This window comes from Pseudomonas sp. CP-1, from assembly GCF_021213715.1.
Taxonomy (GTDB): Bacteria; Pseudomonadota; Gammaproteobacteria; order Pseudomonadales; family Pseudomonadaceae; genus Pseudomonas; species Pseudomonas aeruginosa.
Genome location: NZ_JAJQKY010000014.1, coordinates 97,395 through 121,252, shown reverse-complemented (window position 1 = coordinate 121,252; position 23,858 = coordinate 97,395). Strand labels below are relative to the sequence as shown.

Genomic DNA, 23,858 nt, shown 5'->3' with positions numbered 1-23,858 from the left:
TCCGCCGGACGCCCCATCACCAATAAGAACCTCAGGTACCTTGCGATGCACAACCAGATCGCCAGCTTTCGCGCGGCGCTCGACGCGCGCCCCGTGTCCCGCTACCAGTGGCTGTTGCTGCTGCTCCTCGCCCTGTTGCTGGTCACCGATGGCTACGATGCCCAGGTGCTCGGCTACGTGGTGCCGACCCTGGCCCAGGAATGGGGCCTGGACAAGGCCGCGTTCGGCCCGGTGTTCAGCGCCAACCTGTTCGGCCTGACCGTCGGTTCGCTGCTGGTGACGCCGCTGGCGGACCGCTTCGGCATCCGCCGGGTGCTGCTCTGCTGCGTGCTGATCTACGCCAGCCTGACCGTCCTGATGGTCTTCGCCGGTTCCCTGGAAAGCCTGATGCTGGCGCGCTTCGTCTGCGGCATCGGAATGGGCGGGGCGATGCCCAGCGCCATGGCGCTGATGGCCGAGTATTCGCCACCGCGCCTGCGTACCCTGATGGTCACCCTGGCGGCCTGCGGTTTCTCCTTCGGCGGCGCCGCCGGCGGTTTCGTCGCCGCCGCCTTCATGGACGGCTTCGGCTGGCAGGCGGTGTTCCTCGCCGGCGGCGTCACCCCGTTGCTGCTGTTCCCCTTCCTCCTCCTGTTCCTGCCGGAGTCGCTGCCGCGCCTGCTCCGCGACGCACCGCCCTATGCCCGCCTACGCCAGCTCAGCGAGCGCATGGCGCCGGGCTGGCAGCCGCCGCCGGCACAGGCCGACGCCGAGCCGGCGGCGAGCCTGACCGTGCTGGAGCTGTTCCGCCACGGTTACGCGCGGCCGACCCTGCTGCTCTGGGCGACCTTCTTCGTCAGCCTGATCCTGCTCTACTTCATGGTCAGCTGGCTGCCCTCGCTGCTCCAGGAAAGCGGCCTGACACGCAATGCGGCGAACCTGGCGACCTCGATGTTCCTCTTCGCCGGCACCCTCGGCGCGATGCTCCTGGCCTGGCTCGCCGACCGCCTGCGCAGCAAGGTCCGCCTGCTGGCGGCGATTCTCGCCGGCGCCGCGCTGTTCACCCTGCTCCTCGGCCTCAACCACGACCAGCCGCGCTGGCTGCTGGCGTTCGTCTTCGCCGCCGGCTTCTGCATCATCGGCGGGCAGTTGACCCTGAACGCCTTCGCCAGCAACTTCTACCCGGCCCAGGTACGCGCCACCGGCACCGGCTGGGCGCTGGGCGTGGGCCGCTTCGGTTCGATCCTCGGCCCACTGTTCGGCAGCCTGCTGCTGGGCATGCACATATCCGTGGAGAACATCTTCATGCTTGCGGCGATTCCCGCCGGGCTCGCCGCGCTACTGATCCTCCAGGTCCGCTCGCCCGCCGCCCAGGCGCAGCGGGAAAGCGCCGCCGCGCTGGCCGTCGAGGAATCCTGAGCCTTCACCGCGAGCGGCTTCCCGGCTACAGTGGCGGCCCGTTTCGCCGTCCGCCGCAGGAGCCGCCGATGAACGACGCCGACAGCCTCCAGGATTACCAACGCGTACGCCAGCAGGCGATCCGTTCGCTGTTCGAGATCGTCGAAGGCTCCAGCGAAGGCACGGTGATCGTCGACCGCGAGGCCCGCATCGTCTGGATCAACCAGCGCTACGCCCAGCGTTTCGGCCTCGCCGACCCGGCGCAGGCTATCGGCCGGCCCTGCGAAAGCGTGATCCCCGGTAGCCTGCTGCGCGAGGTGGTACGCAGCGGCAAGCCGATCCTGCTGGACATGATGGACAGCGCGAAGGACCCGCTGGTGGTGATGCGCCTGCCGATCCACGACGACGCCGGCGAGGTGATCGGCGCCATCGGCTTCGCCCTGCTCGACGAACTGCGTTCGCTGTCGCCGCTGGTGACCCGCTACCTGAGCATGCAGCGCGAACTGGCCTCGACCCGCTCGCAATTGCAGGCGCGCCAGGCCAAGTACAGCTTCAGCCACTTCGTCGGCACCAGTCCGGCCAGCCTGGAAGTCAAGCGCCGCGCCCGTCGTGGCGCGGCCAGCGAAGCGCCGGTGCTGTTGCTCGGCGAGACCGGCACCGGCAAGGAACTGCTCGCCCACGCCATCCACAGCGCTTCGCCGCGGGCGCACAAGGCCTTCGTCAGCGTGAACGCCGCGGCGATCCCGGAAAGCCTGCTGGAGGCCGAATTCTTCGGTACCGCCCCGGGGGCCTTCACCGGTGCCGAGCGCAAGGGCCGGCCAGGCAAGTTGCAGGTGGCCCAGGGCGGCACGTTGTTCCTCGACGAGATCGGCGACATGCCGCTGGCCTTGCAAGGCAAGCTGTTGCGCGTGCTACAGGAGAAAGAGTTCGAAGCGGTGGGTTCCAACGAAGTGATCCGCAGCGACATCCGCCTGGTCGCCGCCACTTCCATCGACCTGCAGCAGGCGATGCGCGAAGGCCGTTTCCGCGCTGACCTCTACTACCGGCTGAACGTCCTGCCGATCGAGATCCCACCGTTGCGCCAGCGCCTGGACGACCTCCCGGCGCTCTGCGAGTCGATCCTCGACAGCCTCGACCACGGGCGTCTCCACGAACTCGGCGGCGACGCCCTGGCGCTGCTCGCCCGGCATGCCTGGCCGGGCAACGTCCGCGAACTGCGCAACGTGCTGGAACGCGCGCTGCTGCTGGCCGACCAACCGTTGCTGGACGCCGCCGCCCTCGGCGCGGCGCTGGGCCCCCTGCAACCGCTGCCGGAGCTGCCTCGAGCGGCGGACGACAGGCCGGTCGGGGATTTCCAACAGGCCCGCGAAGCCTTCGAGCGCGACCTGATCGGACGGGCCCTGGCGCAGAGTGCCGGCAATGTGGTGGAAGCGGCGAAACGCCTGGGCCTGGGTCGCTCGACCCTGTACAAGAAGATCGTGGCGCTGGGCATGCGTCTCGATAACGGGACCCATCTCTAAATAGAGACGAACTGAGACCTGCATAGCCACGGAACTTTCGCTCGATTACGTCTCCATTTTGAGACAACGCTATTCCCCACGCTCCCCTTCGTCTCGCCGCAGCCCGCGAAAACCGCGACTCTGGGGCCTGGCACGGTTATCGCAACGTGCCTTTCCGACGGCCCTGCCCCGTTCCAGGCCGTCACGCCGGTGCCCGCACCGTTCGACAACAAGAAACAGGCCCGGAGCGCCTTCCCCATGCGAAGCGCGCCCCGCAGCGCCGTGGAGATATGCCCGATGAGCGTGATCATCGCCCTTGCCGCCCTGGGCCTGCTGATGCTGGCCGCCTACCGGGGCTACAGCGTCATCCTGTTCGCCCCCCTCGCCGCCCTCGGCGCCGTCCTGCTCACCGATCCCAGCGCGGTCGCGCCGACCTTCACCGGGGTGTTCATGGAGAAGATGGTCGGTTTCATCAAGCTTTACTTCCCGGTTTTCCTGCTTGGCGCGGTGTTCGGCAAGCTGATCGAGCTGGCCGGCTTCTCCCGCTCCATCGTCGCGGCGGCGATCCGCCTGCTCGGCACCCGCCAGGCGATGCTGGTGATCGTACTGGTCTGCGCGCTGCTCACCTACGGCGGCGTCTCGCTGTTCGTGGTGGTGTTCGCGGTCTACCCGTTCGCCGCGGAGATGTTCCGCCAGAGCGACATCCCCAAGCGGTTGATTCCGGCGACCATCGCCCTCGGCGCGTTTTCCTTCACCATGGACGCGCTGCCCGGCACCCCGCAGATCCAGAACATCATCCCCTCGACCTTCTTCGGCACCCACGCCTGGGCCGCGCCCTGGCTCGGCACCCTCGGCGCGCTGTTCGTCTTCGCCGTGGGCATGCTCTACCTGCGACGCCAGGCGAACAAGGCGCGGCGCAACGGCGAAGGCTACGGCAGCGACCTGCGCAACGAGCCGGAGACCGCCGATGACCTGCGCCTGCCGAATCCCTGGCTGGCGCTCTCGCCGCTGGTGCTGGTCGGGGTCGCCAACCTGCTGTTCACCCACTGGATCCCGCAATGGTACGGCCAGGTCCATACCCTGCAACTGGCCGGCATGGCCACGCCGTTGCAGACCGAGGTCGGCAAGCTCACCGCGATCTGGGCAGTGCAGGCGGCCCTGCTGCTGGGCATCCTGCTGGTGCTGGCGAGCGGCTTCGCGGCGATCCGCAGCCGCCTCGCCGAAGGCACCCGCAGCGCGGTGGCCGGCTCGCTGCTGGCGGCGATGAACACCGCCTCGGAATACGGCTTCGGTGCGGTGATCGCCTCGCTGCCGGGCTTCCTGGTGCTGGCCGACGCGCTCAAGAGCATTCCCAATCCGCTGGTCAACGAAGCGATCACCGTCACCCTGCTGGCCGGCATCACCGGTTCCGCGTCGGGCGGCATGAGCATCGCCCTGGCGGCGATGTCCGATACCTTCATCGCCGCCGCCAACGCCGCGCAGATCCCCCTGGAAGTCCTCCACCGGGTCGCCGCCATGGCCAGCGGCGGGATGGATACCCTGCCGCACAACGGCGCGGTGATCACCCTCCTGGCGGTCACCGGCCTGACCCATCGGGAGGCGTACAAGGACATTTTCGGCATTACCCTGATCAAGACCCTGGCGGTGTTCTTCGTCATCGGACTGTTCTACGCCACCGGCCTGGTCTGATCCGCCCTTTTTTCATCCAGCGGGAGAAACAGCATGACCCTGAAAGGCAAGACCGCCCTGGTCACCGGTTCCACCAGCGGCATCGGCCTGGGCATCGCCCTGAGCCTGGCCGAGGCCGGCGCCGACCTGCTCCTCAACGGCTTCGGCGAGGTCGACGCGGCGCTGGCGCAGGTCCGCGCCCACGGCGTGCGCGCAGAGCACCACCCGGCCGACCTCTCCAGCCCGGAGCAGATCGGCGAACTGATGGCCTTCGCCGAGCGGACCTTCGGCGGCGTCGACATCCTCGTCAACAACGCCGGCATCCAGTACGTGGCGCCGGTACAGGAATTCCCCATGGAACGCTGGGACGCGATCATCGCGATCAACCTGTCCTCGGTGTTCCATACCACCCGCCTGGCCCTGCCGGGCATGCTCGCGCGCGGCTGGGGGCGGATCGTCAACATCGCCTCGACCCACGGCCTGGTCGCCTCGGCCGGGAAGAGCGCCTACGTCGCCGCCAAGCATGGCGTGCTCGGCCTGACCAAGAGCGTGGCGCTGGAAACGGCGCGCACGCCGGTGACCTGCAACGCCATCTGCCCCGGCTGGGTGCTGACCCCGCTGGTGCAGAAGCAGATCGACGCGCGCATCGCCGAGGGCGTCTCGCCCGAACAGGCGGAACACGACCTGCTGGCGGAAAAACAACCCTCGCTGGCCTTCGTCACCCCCGAGCAACTCGGCGGGCTGACGCTGTTCCTCTGCAGCGAAGCCGCCGACCAGGTGCGCGGCGCGGCCTGGAACATGGATGGCGGCTGGGTGGCGCAGTAGCCGGGGCGGCCAGCCTCTCCCCAGCCCCTCTCCCTGAAGGGAGAGGGAACCATCCGGAGTTCGCCCGCCCCATTGCGTAGGGCGGATAACGCCACAGGCGTTATCCGCCGATACCTCGTTTCCCGGCGCGGCTACCCTCTCCCCACCCTTCTCCCTGAAGGGAGAGGAAGTTATCGGGGGTGGCGATGCGCTACGGCATCACCGGCGGGATGTACGCCAGGGTGCTGCCCAGGGCCCAGAGCAGCACCAGCACCAGCGGGATATGCACCAGCAACTGGACGAACGAGAAGCCGATCAGGTCGCGCGCCTTCAGCCCCAGCACGCCGAGCAACGGCAGCATGTAGAACGGGTTGATCAGGTTCGGCAGCGCTTCGGCGGCGTTGTAGATCTGCACCGCCCAGCCGAGGTGGTATTGCAGCTCGTTGGCTACCTGCATCACGTACGGCGCCTCGATGATCCACTTGCCGCCGCCGGAGGGAATGAAGAAGCCCAGCACCGCCGAGTACACGCCCATCAGCAGCGCGTAGGTGTCGTGGGAGGCGATCTGTACGAAGAAGGTCGAGATATGGTGGGCCAGGGTCTCGCCGTCGCTGCCGTTGACCGTGGTCATGATCGCCGCGATCGAGCCGTACAGCGGGAACTGGATCAGCACCCCGGTGGTGGTCGGCACCGCGCGCGCCACCGCGTCGAGGAAGCTGCGCGGGCGCCAGTGCAGCAACGCGCCGAGCATCAGGAACAGCAGGTTATAGGTGTTCAACCCGGAGATCGCCAGGATCGCCGGCTTGGTCGAGAACTCGTGGACCAGCCAGCCACCGGCCAGCAGTACCAGCAGGATGATCAGCAACGGGCTGTGCTCCAGCCACTCGCCGGGCCGGGTCGGCGCCAGCCTGGCCGGAGCGGTGAAGCTCACGTCGACCCCGCAATCCTTGGCGTCGCGGGCGCTGGCGGCGCTCGGCGCGGTCATGTAGGCGATCACCAGCGAGACCAGGATCAGCGCCAGCAGCATGACCCCGGACTGCCAGAGGAAGATGGTCTCGGTGAACGGGATCACCCCGGTGATCGCCAGGATCGACGGTGGCAGGCTGGCCGGGTTGGCCTGCAACTGCGCGGCCGACGACGACAGGCCCAGCGCCCACACCGCGCCCAGCCCGAGGTAGGCCGCGGCGCCGGCGGCGCGGTAGTCCATGCGCAGGTCGCTGCGGCGCGCCAGGGCGCGTACCAGCAGGCCGCCGAAGACCAGGCTGAGGCCCCAGTTGAGCAGCGAGGCGAGCATCGACACCAGCGCCACCCAGCAGACCGCCGAGCGGCCATTCTTCGGCACCCGCGCGAGCAGGTCGATGAGACGCGAGGCGGGGCCTGAACTGGCCACCACATAGCCGCCGATGACCACGAAGGCCATCTGCATGGTGAACGGGATCAGGCTCCAGAAACCGTCGCCGAAGGCTTTCGCCGTGGCGGTCGGTCCGGCGCCCATGGCCAGCGCGGCCAGGCTGACGATGAGGATGGCCAGGGCGGCGAACACCCAGGAGTCGGGAAACCAGCGCTCGGCCCAGTTCGAGCAACGCATGGCGAAGCGCGCGGAGCGGCTTTCTTGGATGGGAAGGATAGCGGTCATCGCGGATTCTCTCGGTTTTATTGTTATTCGGCGACTACGGGGCCGCCTGTGTGTGCTACGGCTCCCTGGGCACCCGGCCGTCCCGAGGGGCGGAACGGTACGGGGCCGGTCGGACGGTCAAGGCCGTCCGCCGCTCGTTCCCTGGACACGAGCGCGCCATGCCCCCGCGAAAGGACATGGCGCGATCACGCCGCGAGCGGCAGGTCGATGGATCAGTCGCGGGCCAGGGTCAGGGCGACGCCCTGCCCGCCGCCGATGCACAGGGTGGCGAGACCCTTCTTCGCGTCGCGACGGATCATCTCGTACAGCAGGGTCACCAGCACCCGGCAGCCGGACGCGCCGATCGGGTGGCCAAGGGCGATGGCGCCACCGTTGACGTTGACCCTGGCGGCATCCCAGCCCAGCTCCCGGCCCACCGCCAGGGACTGCGCGGAGAAGGCCTCGTTGGCCTCGATCAGGTCCAGTTGCTCCAGGCTCCAGCCGGCCTTGTCGAGCGCGCGACGGGTGGCGGAGACCGGGCCGATGCCCATGATCGCCGGGTCGACCCCGGCGCTGGCGTAGCTGGCGATCCGCGCCAGCACCGGCAGGCCCAGGGCCTTGGCCTTGGCTGCGCTCATCAGCAATACCGCGGCGGCGCCGTCGTTGAGGCTGGAGGCGTTGCCGGCGGTGACGCTGCCGTCCTTCCTGAAGGCCGGCTTGAGCTTGGCCAGGGCCTCGACGGTGGTGCCGGCGCGCGGCTGCTCGTCGGTGTCGAAGCTCAGCGGCTCGCCCTTGCGCTGCGGGACCTGGATCGGCGTGATCTCGTCGCGGAAGCGCCCGCCCTCGATGGCGGCGATGGCCTTCTGCTGCGAAGCGGCGGCGAAGGCGTCCTGCTCCTCGCGGGTCAGGCCGTACTTCTCCGCCAGGTTCTCGGCGGTGATGCCCATGTGGTAGTCGTTGAAGGCGTCCCACAGGCCGTCCTCGATCATGCTGTCGACCAGCTTCGCATGGCCCATGCGCAGGCCGGTGCGGGCGCCGGGCATGACGTAGGGCGCCAGGCTCATGTTCTCCTGGCCGCCGGCGACGATCACCTCGGCGTCGCCGCAGCGGATCGCCTGGGCGCCCAGGTGCAGGGCCTTGAGGCCGGAGCCGCAGACCTTGTTCAGGGTCATGGCCGGCACGCCGACCGGCAGGCCGGCCTTGATCGCCGCCTGGCGCGCCGGGTTCTGCCCGGACCCGGCGGTGAGCACCTGGCCGAGGATCACTTCGTCGACCTGGCCGGCATCGAGACCGGTCTGTTCGAGCAGGCGGCGGATCACCGCGGCGCCCAGCTCGGGGGCGGGAATGCCGGCCAGCGAGCCCTGGAAGCTGCCGACGGCGGTACGGGTAGCGGCGACGATGACGACGTCTTGCATGGATGGTTCTCCTGGATTCGCCCGTGGCCGGGCCGAATCGCTGCGGGTGGACGTAGGCGGTGCGACAGCCTCCTATCCTACGCCCTCTGGAAAGGACGGTCCGCGCGGCCGGCGCCTTGCGTGGAGGCGCCGGCCGCGCGGGCCGCGATTCAGAAACTCATTTCCGGCACGTGCTCGGGGACGATCAGCTTGCCGGCGGTCTTCGCCACGATCTCCTCGACGCTGACCCCGGGGGCGCGCTCGCGGAGGATGAAAGCGCCGTCCTCGATCTCCAGGTAGGCCAGGTCGGTGAGCACCTTGCGAATGCAGCCGCAACCGGTCAGCGGCAGGGTGCAGTACGGCAGCAGCTTGGACTCGCCGTCCTTGGAGGCGTGGGTCATGGTGACGATGATGTTCTCGGCGCCGGCCACCAGGTCCATGGCGCCGCCCATGCCCTTGACCAGCTTGCCGGGGATCATCCAGGAGGCGATGTTGCCGCGCACGTCCACCTCGAAGGCACCGAGCACGGTGAGGTCGACGTGGCCGCCACGGATCATGGCGAAGGACTGCGCCGAGTCGAAGATCGACGCGCCGACGCGGGCGGTCACGGTCTGCTTGCCGGCGTTGATCATGTCGGCGTCGACTTCCGCCTCGCTGGGAAACGCGCCCATGCCGAGCAGGCCGTTCTCCGACTGGAGCATGACGTCGATGCCCTCCGGCACGTAGTTGGCCACCAGGGTCGGGATGCCGATGCCGAGGTTGACGTAGTAGCCGTCCTTCAATTCGCGCGCCACGCGCTGCGCCATCTGTTCGCGGGTAAGTGCCATCTGGGGAAACCTCTTGTCGTTGTAGCGGCCGCCGTCAGGCGCGCAGCGTGCGTTTCTCGATGCGTTTCTCGAAGCGACCCTGGATGATCCGGTCGACGTAGATGCCGGGGGTGTGGATCTGCGTCGGGTCCAGTTCGCCGGGCTCGACGATCTCCTCCACCTCGACCACCGTGATGCGCCCGGCGGTGGCGACCAGCGGATTGAAGTTCTGCGCGGTGTGGCGATAGACGACGTTGCCGAAATGGTCGGCCTTCCAGCCCTTGACGATGGCGAAGTCGCCGGTGATGGCCGGCTCGAGGATGTAGTGGCGGCCATTGAACTCGCGCGCCTCCTTGCCCTCGGCGACCGGGGTGCCGTAGCCGGTGGCGGTGAAGAAGGCCGGGATGCCGGCGCCGCCGGCGCGGATCTTCTCGGCCAGCGAGCCTTGCGGGGTCAGTTCGACTTCCAGCTCGCCACTGAGCAGTTGTTGCTCGAACAGGGCGTTCTCGCCGACGTAGGAGGCGATCATCTTGCGGATCTGCCGGTCTTCCAGCAGCACGCCGAGGCCGAAACCGTCGACGCCGCAGTTGTTCGAGACCACCGTGAGGTCCCTGACCCCGCGCCGGCGGATTTCCGCGATCAGGTTCTCGGGAATCCCGCAGAGGCCGAAGCCCCCGGCGAGGACGGTCATGCCGTCGGTCAGGCCTTCGAGGGCCTCTTCGTAACTGCCTACTCGCTTGTCGAGTCCGCTCATGCTGCTGTGCCTCTTCCGGCTCTTGTGATTGTGCGTGCGGCAGTCTGACTGCCGGGTCGCACAGAGCTTCTCCGCTGCGGACTGATTTGTTAAGTTTGTTTTTCCAATCCATTGATGAGAAAAACAAATAAATGACCGTCAAGCAGTTGCGCGCCTTCCTCGCCGTGGCGCAGAGCCTCAGCTTCGCCCAGGCCGGCGAACGCCTGCACCTCTCCCAGCCGGCCCTGAGCCTGGCGATCAAGAGCCTGGAGGAAAGCCTCGGCGGTCCGCTGCTGGAACGTACCACCCGCAGCGTCAGCCTCACCCCCGAGGGCGAGACCCTGCTGCCGCTGGCGCTGCGCCTGCTGGCCGACTGGGACAATACCGAGGAATTGCTGCGCCAGCACTTCACCCTGCAACTGGGCAAGGTCTCCATCGCCGCCATGCCCTCCTTCGCCGGCAACCTGCTGCCGCTGGTCTTGAAGACCTTTCGCGAACGCCACCCGCGGGTCAACGTGGCGGTGCACGACGTGATCAACGAGCAGGTGCTGGAGATGGTCCGCAACCGACGCGTCGAGCTGGGCATCGCCTTCGAGCCGGAGTCCCTGGAAAACCTCGAGTTCACCCCGTTCTACAGCGACCGCTTCGTCGCCGTGGTGCCGGCCGGCTCGCCGCTGTCCGGGCAGGAGCGGGTCAGTTGGCGCGAACTGCTCGGCGAGCCCTTCATTACCCTGCAACGCCCCTCGGCGGTGCGCCTGCTCCTGGAAGAAAGCGTGGCCGCCGAGCACGGCCGCTTGCCGGTGGCGTTCGAGAGCCACCAACTGGTCACGGTCGGGCGGATGGTCGCCCAGGGACTCGGTGTCAGCGCCGTGCCGACCCTGTGCATCCAGCAGATGCAGGAACTCGGCGCGCGCTGCCTGCCGCTCTACGCGCCGCAGGTGCAGCGACGGGTCGGCCTGCTGCGGCTGAGCGAGCACAAGCTGTCCACCGCCGCCCAGGCCCTCAGCGACGTGCTGCTGCATGGCACCGACTGGCGCTCGCTGGCGCTGCCGCAGGACCAGTCCACGGAGTGAGGCAGGCAGCGGCGGGTCCGGTTATGCTTCCTGCATGTCCCGGAACAACAACAAGGACGGACACGCCATGCCCGCACCGCTCTGGAGCCCTTCCGCCGAACGCATCGCCGCCAGTCGCATGGAGGCCTTCCGGCGCTTCGTCAACCAGCGCCATGCCCTCGGTCTGGCCGACTACCCGGCGCTGCATGCCTGGAGCGTGGAGCGGCGCGAGGCGTTCTGGCAGGCCATCGTCGACTTCTTCGAGGTGCGCTTCCAGCAACCGCCGCGTGCGGTCCTCGAGGAAGGCACGCAGATGCCCTCGGCGCGCTGGTTTCCCGGCGCCACGCTGAATTTCGCCGAACACCTGCTGCGCCGCCGCGATGATGCCCCGGCGCTGATCGCGGTGAGCGAAGACGGTCGCCGCGAGGTGCTCAGCCACGCCGAACTGGCCCGTCACGTGGCGGGCCTGCAGAAGCGCCTCGCCGCCCTGGGCATAGGCCCCGGCGACCGGGTCGCCGCGCTGATGCCGAACACCTGGCAGACCGTGGTCGGCATGCTCGCCACCGCCAGCCTCGGCGCCACCTGGTCGAGCTGCTCGCCGGATTTCGGCACCCAGGGCGTGATCGACCGCTTCGGCCAGATCGAACCGCGGGTGCTGATCGCCTGCGCCGGCTACCGCTACGCCGGCAAGTCGCTGGACCTGACCGCCAAGCTCAACGAGGTGCTCGCCGGCCTGCCCGGCCTGGAGCAACTGCTGGTGGTGCCCTACGACCGTCCGCAGGCGCAGCCGCAGGACTACCGCTGCCAGGCGCGGGTCGCGCTGTGGGACGGGTTCTACCAGGCCGAGGGCGAGCCGGTCTTCACCCCGGTGCCCTTCGAGCAGCCGCTGTACATCCTCTATTCGTCGGGCACCACCGGAGTCCCCAAGTGCATCGTCCATGCCACCGGCGGCGTGCTCCTGCAACATCTCAAGGAGCACGGCCTGCACACCGACCTGGGCGACGGCGACCGGCTGTTCTACTACACCACCTGCGGCTGGATGATGTGGAACTGGCTGGCCTCCGGCCTGGCGGTGGGCGCCAGCCTGGTGCTCTATGACGGCTCGCCGTTCCACCCCGGCCCCGAGCGCCTGCTGGACCTCGTCGACGCCGAGGACATCGCCGTGTTCGGCGCCAGCGCCAAGTACCTGGCGGCGCTCGAGAAGGCCGGCGTGCGCCCGCGCCACAGCCACCGCCTGGACAGCCTGAGGACACTGCTCTCCACCGGTTCGCCGCTGGCCCACGAAAGCTTCGACTACGTCTACCGCGAGCTGAAGAGCGACCTCTGCCTGTCGTCGATCTCCGGCGGCACCGACATCGTTTCCTGCTTCGCCATCGGCAACCCGGTGCTGCCGGTGTGGCGCGGCGAACTGCAATGCAAGGCGCTGGGCATGGCCGTGGAAATCTGGGACGACGACGGCCGCCGCCTCGCCAGCGGCAAGGGCGAGCTGGTCTGCACCCGGCATTTCCCGTCGATCCCGCTGGGCTTCTGGAACGACCCGGATGGCACCAGGTTCCACGACGCCTACTTCGCCAGCTTTCCCGGCGTCTGGGCCCATGGCGACTACGCCGAGGAAACCGCCCACGGCGGGCTGGTCATCCACGGCCGCTCCGACGCGGTGCTCAATCCCGGCGGCGTGCGCATCGGCACCGCGGAAATCTACCGCCAGGTGGAAAAGGTCGAGGAAGTCCTCGAGTCCATCGCCATCGGCCAGGACTGGCAGGGCGATGTGCGTGTGCTGCTGTTCGTCCGCCTGCGCGACGGCGTGCGACTCGACGAGCCGCTGCGCGAACGCATCCGCCAGACCATCCGCGCCAACGCCACGCCGCGCCACGTACCGGCGAAGATCATCCAGGTCGCCGATATCCCGCGCACCCTGAGCGGCAAGATCGTCGAGCTTGCGGTGCGCAACGTGATCCACGGCCGCCCGGTGAAGAACACCGACGCCCTGGCCAATCCGCAGGCGCTGGAGCTTTATCGCGACCTCGCCGAACTGCGCGACTGAAGCCGCGGCGAGCCTGGGCTAGAATGCGCGTTCCGTGCTACCGCAAAAGGTAATCCCATGCCCGTCGCCATGGCCCGCCACATCCTGGTCAAGACCGAAGCCGAGGCCGCCCAACTGAAGCAGCGCCTGGCCAGGGGCGAGGACTTCGCCACACTGGCGAAGAAGCATTCGACCTGCCCGTCCGGCAAGCGCGGCGGCGACCTCGGCGAGGTGCGTCCGGGGCAGATGGTCAGGTCCATCGACAATGCCATCTTCAGGAAACCCGTGGGCGTGCTCCAGGGTCCGCTGAAGAGCCAGTTCGGCTACCATCTCCTGGAAGTGTATTTCCGCGACTGAACCGCCACCGGAGCGTCCATGACCGCCGACCAGATCGCCGCCTTCTGCCTGCAACTGCCCGGCGCCCGGGAAGACCTCAAGTGGGGTTCGAACCGGGTGTTCTCGGTGGCCGGCAACAAGATGTTCGCCATCCTCGACTTCGTCGACAAGGACGGCGGCCTGGCCTTCAAGGTCGGCAGCGAGCTGTTCCTCGGCTATGTCGACCGCCCCGGCATCCGTCCGGCGCCCTACCTGGCGCGCGCGCACTGGATCGTCATGGCCCGCCCCTACCCGATGAAGGCGGCGGAGTTGCGCGAGGCCCTGGTCCGTTCCCATCAACTGGTGGTGGCGCGCCTGCCCAAGCGCCAGCGCCTCGGCCTGGTACTCGACGCATGAGTCGCGACCGTCTGTACACCTGGGCCGGCCTGTGGCGCTCGCCGTCGTCCAGCTGGGAGGCCCTGCGCCTGGAGGACGACCAGGCGGAAAGCCAGTTGCGCGCGCCGGACGAACGCAGCGGCCTGCCCTACCAATTGGACTACCGGCTGCGCTGGGACGCCGACTGGCATCTGCGTGAGGCGGTGTTCCACGTCGAAAGCGAAACCGGGGTGCGCAAGCTGCACCTGCTCGCCGATGGCCGCGGCCACTGGCAGGACGGCGACGGCGAAGCGCTACCGGCATTCGACGGTTGCCTGGACATCGATATTTGGCCAAGCCCCTTCACCAACACCTTCCCGATCCGCCGCCTGGGCCTGGCCGATGGCCAGCGCGCGGAAATCCGCGCGCTCTACATCGAGGCCCCGGCCCTGGAGCCGCGTAGCATGCGCCAGGCATACACCCGCCTGGACGCCAGCCACTACCTCTACGAGAACCTCGAAGGCAGCGCGTTCAAGGCGGTACTGCTGGTGGACGAACAGGGCCTGGTGATCGACTACCCGGGTCTCTTCCAGCGTCTCTGAACGCGCTAGCGCCGGGCTCCGCGCGTCGCCGATAGCCCGGCGAATCCGTTAGCCTGCTTTCATTCGTCATCCGCAACGGTCATCATGGCGGACCGCGACAACCCACTGCGACCGCGTTTCCCACATGTCCATCGATATCCGCCCCACCCCGCCGGCGCAGGACAGCGCCCGGCAGAACGTCACCCTGCAGATCGTCTCGGTGGTGATGTTCACCTTCATCGGCTACCTGACCATCGGCATCCCGCTGGCGGTGCTGCCCGGCTACGTGCACGACGACCTCGGCTACGGCTCGGTGCTGGCCGGCCTGGTGATCAGCCTGCAGTACCTCGCCACCCTGCTCGCCCGGCCCTACGCCGGGCGCGTCATCGACGGGCTCGGGCCGAAGCGCGCGGTGCTCTACGGCATGGCCGGCAGCGCCGCGAGCGGGCTGTTCATGCTGCTCTCGGTGGCGATCCAGGGCTGGCCGGCGCTGAGCCTGGCCAGCCTGCTGGTCGGCCGCCTGGTACTCGGCGCGGCGGAAAGCCTGGTCGGCTCGGCGGCGATCGGCTGGGGCATCGGCCGGGTCGGCGCGCCGCACACCGCCAAGGTGATTTCCTGGAACGGCATCGCCAGCTACGGCGCCATCGCCCTCGGGGCGCCGCTAGGGGTGCTGCTGGTGCAGTGGCTGGGGCTGTGGAGCATGGGCGCGTCCATCGTCCTGCTCGGGGCGCTCGGCTTCGCCCTGGCCTGGCCGAAGTTGCCGGCGCCGCTGGTGCACGGCGAGCGACTGCCGTTCCACCATGTGCTCGGCCGGGTCACCCCGCACGGTATGGGCCTGGCGCTGGGGGCGATCGGCTTCGGCACCATCGCCACCTTCATCACCCTTTACTACGCCAGCCGTGGCTGGGCCAACGCAGTGCTCTGCCTGAGTGCCTTCGGCGGTTGCTTCATCGGCGCCCGGCTGTTGTTCGCCAATAGCATCAACCGGCTCGGCGGCTTCCGCGTGGCGATCATCTGCCTCGGCGTCGAAAGCCTCGGCCTGCTGTTGCTGTGGAGCGCGCCGAATCCCTGGGTCGGCCTGGCCGGCGCGGCCCTCACCGGCTTCGGCTTCTCCCTGGTGTTCCCGGCGTTCGGCGTGGAAGCGGTGAACCTGGTACCGGCTTCCAACCGTGGCGCGGCGCTGGGCGCCTACTCGCTGTTCGTCGACCTGTCGCTGGGCATCACCGGGCCGCTGGTGGGCTTCGTCGCCAACCTGTTCGGCTTCCGCTCGATGTTCCTCTTCGCCTGCCTGGCCTCGCTCAGCGGGCTGGCCCTGGCCATTGCGCTGCACCGACGCAGCCGCCGGCCGGGCTAGGACCTGCACCTTCTCCGGCGCCGCGGGGAGCGCCCTGGGCCTCGCCGAGCAAGGCGCTTAGCGCCGCGCGCAACTTGCCGGGCTTCAGCGGCTTGTTGAGCAGCGGCACGCCCAGGCGGGCCAGCGCGCGGCGGCAATCGTCGCTGCGGTCGGCGGTGATCATCACCGCGGCGATCTCCGCGCCGTAGTCCTCGCGCAAGGCGCCCAGCAACTGGCAACCGGTAGCGCCGTGGTCCAGGTGGTAGTCGACCAGGATCGCATCCGGCGCGCGGCCATCGAGCGCCTTGCGCGCGCCTTCCAGGTCGGTGGCGGTAAGCACCTCGCAGCCCCACTGGCCGAGCAGCGCGGACATGCTGAAGAGAATCTCGGTCTCGTTGTCCACCACCAGCAGCCGCCGTCCCGGCAGCGGATCGCCGGCCGAAAGCCGCGCAGTCGCCTCGCCGGGCACTGGCCGCGCTGGCTTGCGGACCAGCGGCACCTCGATGGCGAACAGCGAGCCTCGGCCGGGAGTCGAATGCACCTCGATGCGGTAGCCGAGGATGCCGGCGATACGGTCGACGATGGCCAACCCGAGCCCGACGCCACGGCGCTCGGAAGCGCGCCCGGCGTCCAGTTGGTTGAACTCGAGGAAGATCGCCTGCAACTGGTCGGCGGGGATGCCCCGGCCAGTGTCCCATACCTCCAGGCGTACCTTGCCGCCACGCCGGCGCGCGCCCAGCAGCACGCTGCCGCGCTCGGTGTAGCGGCAGGCGTTGCTGAGCAAGTTGCGCAGGATCCGCGACAGCAGGCGCGCGTCGGTGCGCACTGCCAGTCGTGGGATCCGCGCACGCAGGGCCAGGCCGGCGGCACGCGCGACTTCCTCGAACTCCGAGGCCAGCGGAGCGAGCAGTTCGTCGAGGGAATAGTCGTCCAGGTCCGGACGGATCGCGCTCTGGTCGAGCCGGGCGATTTCCAGCAGGTCGGTGAGCAAGGTCTCGGCGCCTTCCAGGGCCAGGTGGGTGCGCTCCACCAGTTGCAGTTCGGCGGCCGGCAGGCCCCGCTCACGCAGGGTGTCGACCAGCAGCCGCGCCGCGTTGAGCGGTTGCAGCAGGTCGTGGCTGGCGGCGGCGAGGTACTTGTCCTTGCTGTGGTTGGCGGCTTCGGCGGCGTCGCGCGCCTGGCGCAACTGGCGGTTGAGCTCTTCCAGCTCGTGGGTGCGCTCGGCTACCCGCCGCTCCAGCTCCTCGTTCATGGTCTGCAGGCGCTGCTGGGCCTGGACCCGCTCGGTGATGTCGGCGACAAAACCTTCGACCAATTCTTCCTCGTCGTGCCTGAGCAGCAGGTTCATCAATACCTCGATGTGACTGCCGTCCCTGCGCCAGAGGCGCGTCTCGTAGCCGAACAGGCCGCCGCGCTCGCGCAGCAGCGCGCGGATCCGTCGCATCTCGGCCTCGCCGCCGACGAACAGTTGCCCGGCCATGTCCTCCAGCGACCAGAGCACCTGTTGCGGATCGTCGTAGCCGAGCATCTGCGCCAGCGCCGGATTGGCGGCGCGCAGCCCCTGGCCGAGGCTGGCCTGGAAGATGCCGTGCACCGCGTGCTCGAACAGCCATTTGTAGCGGTTGCGCTCGGCCTCCAGCTCCTCCAGGCGCGCCAGCAGCTCCGGGTAGTGGCTCTTGCGCGCGGAGTGGCTGCCCAGGCCGAGCAACCCGGCCAGGGCCTCCTGCTGCTGCTCAGAGGGCCTCGCCATAGACCACCTCGACATCGCGCTGGCTCGACTCGCGCGGGTTGGTAAGGATGCACGGGTCCTGCATCGCGTGGCGCGAGAGGAAAGGAATGTCGGAGCTGCCGACCCCGTGCAGGGCGAGGCTCTCGTGGAAACCCACGGCGTGCTTGAAGGCGATCAGGTGGTCCACCAGGCGCTGGCGGACCTGCCCCTGGGTCAGACCGCGGCAATCGATGCCGAAGGTCTCGGCGATCACCTTGAAGCGTTCCGGCGCGGCGCTGTAGTTGAACGCCACCACGTGTTCGACCAGCGCCGCGTTGCACAGGCCGTGGGGCAGGTCGAGATAGCCGCCGAGGCTGTGCGACATGGCATGCACCGCGCCGAGGATGGCGTTGGAGAAGGCCAGCCCGGCCTGCATGCTCCCGAGCATGATCTTCTCGCGCAGGGCGATGTCGCCGGGGTTGGCGATCATCTGTACCAGATTGCCATCGATCAGGCGCATCGCTTCCAGCGCGTGGGGATCGGTCAGCGGCCCGTGGCCGGTGGAGACGAACGCCTCGATGGCGTGTACCAGTGCATCGATGCCGGTACAGGCCGAAAGGAAGGGATCCATGGTCAACGTGGTTTCCGGGTCGATCAGCGAGACGTCAGGCACAACCGCCTTGCTCACCACGGAGAACTTCATGCGCTCGTCCTGGTTGGAAATGATCACGAACTGCGAGACGTCCGCCGAAGTCCCGGCGGTGGTCGGGATCAGGATCAGCGGCGGACTCGGCACCCGCAGCCGGTCGACGCCTTCGAACTCGAGGATGCTGCGGCCATGGGCGGCGACGATGCCGATGCCCTTGGCGCAATCCATCGGGCTGCCGCCGCCCACCGCGACGATCACGTTGCAGCCCTCGCTGCGATAGAACTCGGCGCCGAGCATCACCTCGTCGACCCGGGGGTTGGGCGAAACGTCGGTATACAGACAATAGTCGATGCCCTGCCCCTCCAGGCTTGCCTGGATATCGGCGACCCAGCCGGCGGCGAGCACGCCGGGGTCGGAGACCAGCAGGACCTTGCGCGCACCGAAGGTCTTCACGTAGTTGGCGACGCTGTGCCGGCAGCCGGCGCCGAAGATGATCTCGGGCGAGACGAATTTACGCAGTTGGCTGAGGTCGTGGCTCATCTGACAGACCATTCTTATTGTTATCGGACATTGCCGGCAGCCTACTGCATTCGTCGGTTATTGCAATGCGACCTTGGCGGCCCTTTCAATCCTCCAGCAGGCCCAGGTAGAAGCGCCATTCCGCCAGCAGCGCATGGGCGCGATTGGCCGGCTGGCGGAAACCGTGGCGCTCCTGCGGATAGCGGTGGCACTCCACGCGCACGCCGCTGCGCCGCAGGCCGGCGACCATCGCCTCGGTCTGCTCCGGCACCACCACCGCGTCGAGCCCGCCCTGGAAGAACACTACCGGCGCGCGGATACGCCCGACCTGAAGCACCGGGCTGCGCACCAGGTAGCGACGGCGCTGGCGCAGCGGGTCGCCAATCAGCCAGTCGAGGTAGTCACCCTCGAACTTGTGGGTGCAACGCGCCAGTGCCAACGGATCGCTGACCCCATAGAGACTGGCGCCGCCGCGCAGGCCATCGAGGCAAGCCAGGGCGCGCAACGCGCTGTAGCCTCCGGCGCTGGCGCCACGGACGAAGACCCGGGCGCGGTCGATCCGTCCCTCCGCGTCCAGCCGCGCCAGCGCGGCCTCGATATCGCGCAACTCCAGGCGCCCCCACTGGCCGCGCAAGCGCTGCCGATAGGCGCGGCCGTAGCCGCTGCTGCCCCGGTAGTTCAGCGCCGCCACGGCGAAACCGCGCTGGGTCCAGAATTGCAGGCCGGCATCGAACGCCGGCGAATGCATCGAGGTCGGTCCGCCATGCAGCCACACCAGCAGCGGCGCTGGTCGTCGGGGATCGACGCGGCGGCGGGCATTGCGCGGCGGATAGAAGAAACCGTGGCCGTTTTCGCCGTTGCCCAGCCCATAGACGAAGGCCTGCGGATGCGACAGGTCATCCTCCGCCAGCGGTCGCTCGCCGCCACGCAGCACCTCGACGCGCAGGTCGTCGCGGTGGATCGCCAGCAGCGCCGGCAGGCGTCCGGCCGCCGCCGCGATGCAGTAGAACGCCCGGGCATCCGCGGCCAGTCCGGCGAACCGGTTCCAGTCCGCGGCCAGGCGCCGCTCGCTGCCGTCCGCTTCGCGCAGGAACAGTTGCCCGCCGCCGACCTCGACGCGACTGAGCAGCAGCCTTCCCTCTCCCAGCGGCAGGTAGCTGCAAGCGCCCAGTTGCCAGGGCGCGCCAGCGTGGTCGGCATCGGCGAAGCGGCCGGCCAACGCGACCTCGGCGCAGGGACGCCACCAGCCGTCGCGGTCGCTCAGCCAGTGAAGGCGGCCGGCGGGATCGAAGCGTGGTTGCTGGATCGACTCGCCGCCTCCGGCTCCGGCCAGGCAGCGCGTACGCCCATTCTCCGCCAGGCCCAGGCGGGTCTCGGTCCAGGGCTGGTGCGGACGGTCCCATTCGATCCAGGCCAGCCGCCGCCCCTGGCCGGCGGCACGCGGCGCGGCGTAGAAATCGGCGCCCTCGACCAGCACCCGGCGCGCGCCATCGGCGTCCAGGCGCACGATGCGATGCACGACCCCGGTCGGCCCATGGCTCTCTTCCACCGCCAGCAGGGCATCCCAGGCATCGACGTAGGCCAGGTCGCCGTAGCGACACTGCGCCCCGCCGCCCAGCACTTGGGCTGCGCGGCCCGCTCGCCAGCGGCGTACCTGCTGGTCGGTTTCGTCGACCCAGGCCAGCCCGTCGAGCGTCACGCAGCAGGCGCCGCCGCCGTACTCGTAGACCCGGCTGCGCACCGAGCCGTCCGGCGCGGTGGGCTCCTCCAGCACGCCGTCGCGCCACAGGTACAGGCGCGAGCGCGCGCTGGCCGGATCGAATTCCACCCAGGCCAGCCCGCCATGGGCCGCCTTCAGCTCGCTGAAATCGCGCCCGGCGGCTACCGCGCGCTCGGCGCTCCAGTCGCTCGGCCAGTCGCCGTAGTCGACCATTGCCTCAGGCCTTGCAGATCAGGCGTGACGCGCGCTGGTTGCGCCAGGTCAGCGCGTCCAGGCCAAGCGGCGCCTCCTCGGCCTGGCGACGGGCCGCGAGGATCAGGTCGTGCCGTGCCGACTTGGCGCAGACCGGGTCGGTGGCGTCGGCATCGCCGGTGAGGAGGAACGCCTGGCAGCGGCAGCCGCCGTGGTCCCTCTCCTTCTCCTCGCAGGAACGGCAGGGTTCGGGCATCCAGGCGTCGCCGCGGTAACGGTTGAAGCCGAACGATTCGTACCAGATGTGGCGCAGGCTGTGCTCGCGCACGTTGGGAAACTGCACCGGCAATTGCCGCGCGCTGTGACACGGCAGCGCGGTGCCGTCGGGGGTGATGTCGAGGAATACGCTGGCCCAGCCGCCCATGCAGGCCTTCGGCCGTTCCTCGTAGTAGTCGGGGGTGACGAAGATCAGCTTGCACGGATTGCCTTCGGCGGCCAGCCGTTGGCGGTATTCGGCGGTGATCCGCTCGGCGCGCTCCAGTTGGGCGCGGGTCGGCAGCAGCCCGGCACGGTTCAGCGCGGCCCAGCCGTAGAACTGGCAAGTGGCGAGTTCGACGTAATCGGCTTCCAGCTCGATGCACAGCTGGATGATCCGCTCGATGTTGTCGATGTTGTGCCGGTGGGTGACGAAGTTGAGCACCATCGGATAGCCGTGCGCCTTCACCGCGCGGGCCATCGCCAGTTTCTGGGCGAAGGCCTTGCGTGAGCCGGCGAGCAGGTTGTTCACTTCTTCGTCGGCGGCCTGGAAGCTGATCTGCACGTGGTCCAGCCCGGCCTCGGCGAAGCGCGCCAGGCGTGCCTCGTCGAGGCCGATGCCGGAGGTGATCAGGTTGGTGTAGAAGCCCAGGCCGCGCCCTGCCTCGATCAGTTCGGCGAGGTCCTGGCGCAGCAGCGGCTCGCCGCCGGAGAAACCGAGCTGTGCGGCGCCCAGCTCGCGAGCCTGGCGGAACACCTCGATCCATTCCGCGGTACTCAGCTCGGCGCCCTCGCGGGCGAATTCCAGCGGGTTCGAGCAGTACGGGCACTGCAACGGACAGCGATAGGTCAGCTCGGCCAGCAGCCAGAGCGGCGGCCCCACGCTTTCACTGCAGCTCGATCCAGAATTGCGCATGGGCCACCTCGAGGAACGCCAGGATGTCTTCGTCTATGCCGGGGACTTCGGGGAAACGCTCGCGCAGCGCCGCGACGATGGCCGCCACGTCGCGGCGGCCATCGACCAGCTTGAGGATTTCCCCGGCGCTGTCGTTGAGCTTGACCATGCCTTCGGGGTAGAGCAGCACATGGCAGTCCTGGGCCGGTTCGAACTGGAAGCGGAAGCCCCGGCGCAGCATCGGCACGCTGTCGAGCGACGGCAGGCTCATGATGCCAGCCCCCGATGCCAGACCCGCTCGCGGGTCACCGTGTGGTACGGCGGGCGTTCGAGTTCGTAGGCCATGCTCATCGCGTCGAGCATGCTCCACAACACGTCCAGCTTGAATTGCAGGATATCCAGCATGCGTTCCTGTGCCTCGCGGGTCCGATAGTGCTCCAGGGTGATCCGCAGGCCGTGCTCGACGTCGCGCCGGGCCTGGGCCAGGCGACTGCGGAAATACTCGTAGCCGGCCGCCTCGATCCACGGATAGTGGCGCGGCCAGCTGTCCAGCCGCGACTGGTGGATCTGCGGGGCGAAGAGTTCGGTCAGCGAACTGCTCGCCGCCTCCTGCCAACTGGCGCGACGGGCGAAGTTGACGTAGGCGTCGACGGCGAAGCGCACGCCGGGCAGCACCCGCTCCTCGGACAGCACCTGCTCGCGCTCCAGGCCCACCGCTTCCGCCAGACGCAGCCAGGCCTCGATGCCGCCCGCCTCGCCGGGGGCGCCGTCGTGGTCGAGGATACGCTGGATCCACTCGCGGCGGACCTCGCGGTCGGGACAGTTGGCCAGGATCGCCGCGTCCTTCAGCGGGATGTTGACCTGGTAGTAGAAACGGTTCGCCACCCAGCCCTGGATCTGTTCGCGACTGGCACGGCCCTCGTACATCGCGACATGGAACGGATGGTGGATATGGTAGTAGCGTCCCTTGTCGCGCAGCGCCCGTTCGAATTCGGCGCGATCCATGGCGGCACGGCTCATGTTGGCCCCCTACAGCTGGATGTGCATGCCATCCCAGGCCACTTCGATGCCACTGGCATCCAGCTCGGCGCGTTCGGCCGAAGCGGTGTCGAGGATGGGATTGGTGTTGTTGATGTGGATGAGTACCTTGCGCGCGGCCGGCACCTTCGCCAGCACCTCGAGCATGCCGCCCGGCCCGCTCTGCGCCAGGTGCCCCATCTGCCGGCCGAGCTTGTCGCCGACCTCGCAGACCAGCATCTCGTCGTCGCGCCAGAGCGTACCGTCCACCAGCAGGCAGTCGGCGCGGCGCATCCATTCGAGCAGCGCCTCGTCCACCTCGCCGAGGCCCGGTGCATAGAACAGCGCACCGGCGCTATCGAGGTCCTCGACGAACAGGCCGATGTTGTCGCCCGGATGCGGATCGCCGCGATGCGGGGAATACGGCGGCGCGCTACTGCGCAGGGGGATCGCGGTGAAGCGCAGGCGCGGACAGGCCGGGATGGCGAAAGGCTCGCCATCGAGGGCGATCGGCCGGTGGCGCAGGCCGCCGTTCCAGTGGGAAAGCATGGGGAACAGCGGGAAGCCTTCGCTGAGGTCCTGGTGGACCATCTGCGTGCACCAGACTTCGTGCGGGCAGCCTTCGCGCAGGCTGAGCAGGCCGGTGGTGTGGTCGATCTGGCTGTCGAGCAGGACGATCGCGCCGATCGCCGTATCGCGCGGCCGACGCGCCGGCTGGAGGGCCGGGAAGGCGGCGATCTGGGCACGGATGTCGGGCGAGGCGTTGCAGAGGATCCAGCGCTCGCCGTCGTCGGACAGGGCGATGGAGGATTGCGTGCGTGGCTGGGCCGCTACGCTGCCGTCGCGGACCCCGCGACAGTTGCGGCAGTTGCAGTTCCACTGGGGGAAGCCGCCGCCGGCGGCCGAACCGAGAATACGGATGTGCATGGGTCTGCCCCGCGGGCTGGAGGGAGGCCCCGGAAGACCGGGGCCGAACGGATCAGCGGTTGGCGAAGTAGAGGGTCACTTCGAAACCGAGACGCAGGTCGGTGAAGCTGGGCTTGGTCCACATGGGGTCGATCCTCTCTGGTGGGGCCGGGCGATTCCGGCAGGTCGAGTTAAACATCAGCGGGGCTCGCTCCGAATGAGACTTTCGAAGGAGTTCTCCCCCTGATTTGGTAGGGACTGCCTGTTCCGCCCAAGGTTCGCCGGGAGATCGCCGTTGCGCCCCCCTGGTTCGCCCTGGTGCAGGGCAGAAGCCTAGTCCATGCCGGGGCGGCGGCGAGGCGAAAAAAAAGACGCGGCCAGGGCCGCGTCGCGCCAGAACCCGCCATGGGGAAAGCCGCGTC

22 protein-coding genes are annotated in these 23,858 nt (G+C 68.8%); 10 read left to right on the top strand and 12 right to left on the bottom strand.

What is annotated here, in order from left to right; all coding sequences use genetic code 11:
* Nucleotides 1–45: 45 nt before the first annotated feature.
* The 4 genes from LT948_RS24100 to bdhA all read left to right on the top strand — a co-directional run bounded on the left by LT948_RS24100 (nt 46) and on the right by bdhA (nt 5,369).
* Nucleotides 46–1,398 (top strand): MFS transporter, encoded by a 1,353-nt coding sequence (locus LT948_RS24100; RefSeq protein WP_003088580.1) that lies wholly within the window; start codon nt 46–48, stop codon nt 1,396–1,398.
* A 68-nt stretch (nt 1,399–1,466) separates the two neighbouring features.
* Nucleotides 1,467–2,897: a sigma-54-dependent transcriptional regulator HbcR gene (gene hbcR / locus LT948_RS24095; RefSeq protein WP_003139728.1), complete on the top strand. Its 1,431-nt coding sequence runs from the start codon at nt 1,467–1,469 to the stop codon at nt 2,895–2,897.
* A 276-nt stretch (nt 2,898–3,173) separates the two neighbouring features.
* Nucleotides 3,174–4,565, top strand: coding sequence for a GntP family permease (locus LT948_RS24090; RefSeq protein WP_003088575.1), 1,392 nt, complete (start codon nt 3,174–3,176; stop codon nt 4,563–4,565).
* A gap of 33 nt (nt 4,566–4,598) precedes the next feature.
* Nucleotides 4,599–5,369 (top strand): 3-hydroxybutyrate dehydrogenase, encoded by a 771-nt coding sequence (gene bdhA, locus LT948_RS24085; RefSeq protein ID WP_023097704.1) that lies wholly within the window; start codon nt 4,599–4,601, stop codon nt 5,367–5,369.
* A 190-nt stretch (nt 5,370–5,559) separates the two neighbouring features.
* Here bdhA and LT948_RS24080 read toward each other — a convergent pair whose 3' ends face one another.
* From LT948_RS24080 to LT948_RS24065, 4 genes are all read right to left on the bottom strand, one after another.
* Nucleotides 5,560–6,984 carry a short-chain fatty acid transporter gene (locus LT948_RS24080; protein WP_003088572.1) on the bottom strand — a complete coding sequence of 475 codons (1,425 nt, stop codon included), beginning with the start codon at nt 6,982–6,984 and terminating at the stop codon, nt 5,560–5,562.
* A gap of 212 nt (nt 6,985–7,196) precedes the next feature.
* On the bottom strand, nt 7,197–8,378 hold the full coding sequence (locus tag LT948_RS24075) for an acetyl-CoA C-acetyltransferase (RefSeq protein WP_033995578.1): 1,182 nt from the start codon (nt 8,376–8,378) through the stop codon (nt 7,197–7,199).
* A 149-nt stretch (nt 8,379–8,527) separates the two neighbouring features.
* Nucleotides 8,528–9,184, bottom strand: coding sequence for a CoA transferase subunit B (locus LT948_RS24070; protein WP_003088567.1), 657 nt, complete (start codon nt 9,182–9,184; stop codon nt 8,528–8,530).
* 34 nt (nt 9,185–9,218) lie between these two features.
* Complete coding sequence (locus tag LT948_RS24065) at nt 9,219–9,917, bottom strand: CoA transferase subunit A (protein ID WP_003088566.1); 699 nt, start codon at nt 9,915–9,917, stop codon at nt 9,219–9,221.
* Between the two features lie 131 nt (nt 9,918–10,048).
* Between LT948_RS24065 and LT948_RS24060 the strand changes: the two genes are divergently transcribed.
* From LT948_RS24060 to LT948_RS24035, 6 genes are all read left to right on the top strand, one after another.
* Nucleotides 10,049–10,969: a LysR family transcriptional regulator gene (locus LT948_RS24060; protein WP_003120214.1), complete on the top strand. Its 921-nt coding sequence runs from the start codon at nt 10,049–10,051 to the stop codon at nt 10,967–10,969.
* Between the two features lie 67 nt (nt 10,970–11,036).
* Nucleotides 11,037–12,992 (top strand): acetoacetate--CoA ligase, encoded by a 1,956-nt coding sequence (locus LT948_RS24055; RefSeq protein WP_023095752.1) that lies wholly within the window; start codon nt 11,037–11,039, stop codon nt 12,990–12,992.
* A gap of 57 nt (nt 12,993–13,049) precedes the next feature.
* Nucleotides 13,050–13,328: a peptidylprolyl isomerase gene (locus tag LT948_RS24050; protein ID WP_023099661.1), complete on the top strand. Its 279-nt coding sequence runs from the start codon at nt 13,050–13,052 to the stop codon at nt 13,326–13,328.
* A gap of 18 nt (nt 13,329–13,346) precedes the next feature.
* Nucleotides 13,347–13,703: an MmcQ/YjbR family DNA-binding protein gene (locus tag LT948_RS24045; protein WP_003111913.1), complete on the top strand. Its 357-nt coding sequence runs from the start codon at nt 13,347–13,349 to the stop codon at nt 13,701–13,703.
* Nucleotides 13,700–14,263 (top strand): putative glycolipid-binding domain-containing protein, encoded by a 564-nt coding sequence (locus tag LT948_RS24040; RefSeq protein WP_003088555.1) that lies wholly within the window; start codon nt 13,700–13,702, stop codon nt 14,261–14,263. The genes LT948_RS24045 and LT948_RS24040 overlap by 4 nt, the downstream gene beginning before the upstream one ends.
* A 124-nt stretch (nt 14,264–14,387) precedes the next feature.
* A complete protein-coding gene (locus tag LT948_RS24035; protein ID WP_033995580.1) occupies nt 14,388–15,596 on the top strand; it encodes an MFS transporter in 1,209 nt (402 codons plus the stop codon).
* Here LT948_RS24035 and LT948_RS24030 read toward each other — a convergent pair.
* The 8 genes from LT948_RS24030 to pqqA form a co-directional block, all read right to left on the bottom strand.
* Nucleotides 15,541–17,325, bottom strand: a complete 1,785-nt coding sequence (locus LT948_RS24030) for a PAS domain-containing hybrid sensor histidine kinase/response regulator (RefSeq protein WP_003139741.1) — start codon at nt 17,323–17,325, stop codon at nt 15,541–15,543. The genes LT948_RS24035 and LT948_RS24030 overlap by 56 nt on opposite strands.
* On the bottom strand, nt 17,309–18,472 hold the full coding sequence (ercA, locus tag LT948_RS24025) for an alcohol dehydrogenase-like regulatory protein ErcA (RefSeq protein WP_003088548.1): 1,164 nt from the start codon (nt 18,470–18,472) through the stop codon (nt 17,309–17,311). The genes LT948_RS24030 and ercA overlap by 17 nt, the downstream gene beginning before the upstream one ends.
* Nucleotides 18,473–18,557: 85 nt before the next feature.
* On the bottom strand, nt 18,558–20,384 hold the full coding sequence (locus LT948_RS24020; RefSeq protein ID WP_033939484.1) for an alpha/beta hydrolase family protein: 1,827 nt from the start codon (nt 20,382–20,384) through the stop codon (nt 18,558–18,560).
* A 4-nt stretch (nt 20,385–20,388) separates the two neighbouring features.
* Nucleotides 20,389–21,534, bottom strand: a complete 1,146-nt coding sequence (gene pqqE, locus LT948_RS24015) for a pyrroloquinoline quinone biosynthesis protein PqqE (RefSeq protein ID WP_003119136.1) — start codon at nt 21,532–21,534, stop codon at nt 20,389–20,391.
* Nucleotides 21,506–21,784: a pyrroloquinoline quinone biosynthesis peptide chaperone PqqD gene (gene pqqD, locus LT948_RS24010; RefSeq protein ID WP_003088542.1), complete on the bottom strand. Its 279-nt coding sequence runs from the start codon at nt 21,782–21,784 to the stop codon at nt 21,506–21,508. Before pqqD ends, pqqE begins: the two co-directional genes overlap by 29 nt.
* The gene (gene pqqC, locus LT948_RS24005) at nt 21,781–22,533 is read right to left on the bottom strand and encodes a pyrroloquinoline-quinone synthase PqqC (RefSeq protein WP_003111679.1); all 753 of its coding nucleotides are present in this window, start codon (nt 22,531–22,533) and stop codon (nt 21,781–21,783) included. The genes pqqD and pqqC overlap by 4 nt, the downstream gene beginning before the upstream one ends.
* A 9-nt stretch (nt 22,534–22,542) precedes the next feature.
* Entirely contained in the window at nt 22,543–23,457 is a 915-nt protein-coding gene (gene pqqB / locus LT948_RS24000; RefSeq protein ID WP_003113495.1) for a pyrroloquinoline quinone biosynthesis protein PqqB, read from the bottom strand.
* A 52-nt stretch (nt 23,458–23,509) separates the two neighbouring features.
* A complete protein-coding gene (gene pqqA, locus LT948_RS23995) occupies nt 23,510–23,581 on the bottom strand; it encodes a pyrroloquinoline quinone precursor peptide PqqA (RefSeq protein WP_003106462.1) in 72 nt (23 codons plus the stop codon).
* Nucleotides 23,582–23,858: the final 277 nt, after the last annotated feature.

Bases quoted from the DNA above. Each gene is read 5' to 3' on its own strand.
- LT948_RS24100 (WP_003088580.1), top strand. From the start codon at position 46: ATGCACAACCAGATCGCCAGCTTTCGCGCGGCGCTCGACGCGCGCCCC.
- hbcR (WP_003139728.1), top strand. From the start codon at position 1,467: ATGAACGACGCCGACAGCCTCCAGGATTACCAACGCGTACGCCAGCAG.
- LT948_RS24090 (WP_003088575.1), top strand. From the start codon at position 3,174: ATGAGCGTGATCATCGCCCTTGCCGCCCTGGGCCTGCTGATGCTGGCC.
- bdhA (WP_023097704.1), top strand. From the start codon at position 4,599: ATGACCCTGAAAGGCAAGACCGCCCTGGTCACCGGTTCCACCAGCGGC.
- LT948_RS24080 (WP_003088572.1), bottom strand. From the start codon at position 6,984: ATGACCGCTATCCTTCCCATCCAAGAAAGCCGCTCCGCGCGCTTCGCC.
- LT948_RS24075 (WP_033995578.1), bottom strand. From the start codon at position 8,378: ATGCAAGACGTCGTCATCGTCGCCGCTACCCGTACCGCCGTCGGCAGC.
- LT948_RS24070 (WP_003088567.1), bottom strand. From the start codon at position 9,184: ATGGCACTTACCCGCGAACAGATGGCGCAGCGCGTGGCGCGCGAATTG.
- LT948_RS24065 (WP_003088566.1), bottom strand. From the start codon at position 9,917: ATGAGCGGACTCGACAAGCGAGTAGGCAGTTACGAAGAGGCCCTCGAA.
- LT948_RS24060 (WP_003120214.1), top strand. From the start codon at position 10,049: ATGACCGTCAAGCAGTTGCGCGCCTTCCTCGCCGTGGCGCAGAGCCTC.
- LT948_RS24055 (WP_023095752.1), top strand. From the start codon at position 11,037: ATGCCCGCACCGCTCTGGAGCCCTTCCGCCGAACGCATCGCCGCCAGT.
- LT948_RS24050 (WP_023099661.1), top strand. From the start codon at position 13,050: ATGCCCGTCGCCATGGCCCGCCACATCCTGGTCAAGACCGAAGCCGAG.
- LT948_RS24045 (WP_003111913.1), top strand. From the start codon at position 13,347: ATGACCGCCGACCAGATCGCCGCCTTCTGCCTGCAACTGCCCGGCGCC.
- LT948_RS24040 (WP_003088555.1), top strand. From the start codon at position 13,700: ATGAGTCGCGACCGTCTGTACACCTGGGCCGGCCTGTGGCGCTCGCCG.
- LT948_RS24035 (WP_033995580.1), top strand. From the start codon at position 14,388: ATGTCCATCGATATCCGCCCCACCCCGCCGGCGCAGGACAGCGCCCGG.
- LT948_RS24030 (WP_003139741.1), bottom strand. From the start codon at position 17,325: ATGGCGAGGCCCTCTGAGCAGCAGCAGGAGGCCCTGGCCGGGTTGCTC.
- ercA (WP_003088548.1), bottom strand. From the start codon at position 18,472: ATGAGCCACGACCTCAGCCAACTGCGTAAATTCGTCTCGCCCGAGATC.
- LT948_RS24020 (WP_033939484.1), bottom strand. From the start codon at position 20,384: ATGGTCGACTACGGCGACTGGCCGAGCGACTGGAGCGCCGAGCGCGCG.
- pqqE (WP_003119136.1), bottom strand. From the start codon at position 21,534: ATGCGCAATTCTGGATCGAGCTGCAGTGAAAGCGTGGGGCCGCCGCTC.
- pqqD (WP_003088542.1), bottom strand. From the start codon at position 21,784: ATGAGCCTGCCGTCGCTCGACAGCGTGCCGATGCTGCGCCGGGGCTTC.
- pqqC (WP_003111679.1), bottom strand. From the start codon at position 22,533: ATGAGCCGTGCCGCCATGGATCGCGCCGAATTCGAACGGGCGCTGCGC.
- pqqB (WP_003113495.1), bottom strand. From the start codon at position 23,457: ATGCACATCCGTATTCTCGGTTCGGCCGCCGGCGGCGGCTTCCCCCAG.